A 746-nucleotide genomic window follows, 5' to 3' on the forward strand; every position below is an offset into this window, starting at 1 on the left:
TACAATTACGAGTACCATACGCTCGATGACCCGAGTGTATCGGACTACGAATATGATAAAAAAATGCGTGAGCTAATCGACCTTGAGGAGGAGTTTCCGGATCTGCAAACGCCGGATTCTCCGTCTCAGCGTGTCGGCGGAGCACCTTTAGAAGCTTTTGAAAAAGTCCAGCACATCATTCCGATGCTCAGTCTCGGAAATGCGTTTGATGATCAAGAGCTGCGCGACTTCGACCGTCGCGTCCGCAACGGCACAGACGATGATGTGAACTATGTTTGTGAACTGAAGATTGATGGCCTGGCGGTTTCGCTTAGATACGAGGACGGCCTATTCGTTCGCGGCGCAACACGCGGTGATGGGACGACCGGTGAAGATATTACGAAAAACTTGAAGACGATCCGCAATATACCTCTTCGTTTGAAGAAGCCGGAAACGCTTGAGGTTCGCGGAGAAGCTTATATGCCGAAGCGCTCATTTATGGCGTTGAACGAAGCACGTGAAGCGAATGAGGACGAGCCGTTTGCCAATCCGCGTAACGCAGCGGCCGGCTCCTTACGTCAACTTGATCCGAAGATCGCTGCAAAGCGTAACCTTGATATTTTCCTTTACGGCGTAGGCCAGTGGGAGAACGATCCCGCTGAATCGCATAGTGAGCGCCTCGACAAACTGAAGGACCTTGGCCTGAAAACTAATCCGGAGTGGAAAAAGTGTAACGATATCGAGGAAGTGATCGACTATGTTCATAG

The 746-nt window shown here is 50.5% G+C and carries 1 pseudogene; it reads left to right on the top strand.

The features are described from left to right. Positions 1–746, top strand: a pseudogene (gene ligA / locus LD39_RS18680) (NAD-dependent DNA ligase LigA); the annotation flags it as partial.

This window comes from Halobacillus sp. BBL2006, assembly GCF_000786645.1.
Lineage (GTDB): Bacteria > Bacillota > Bacilli > Bacillales > Halobacillaceae > Halobacillus.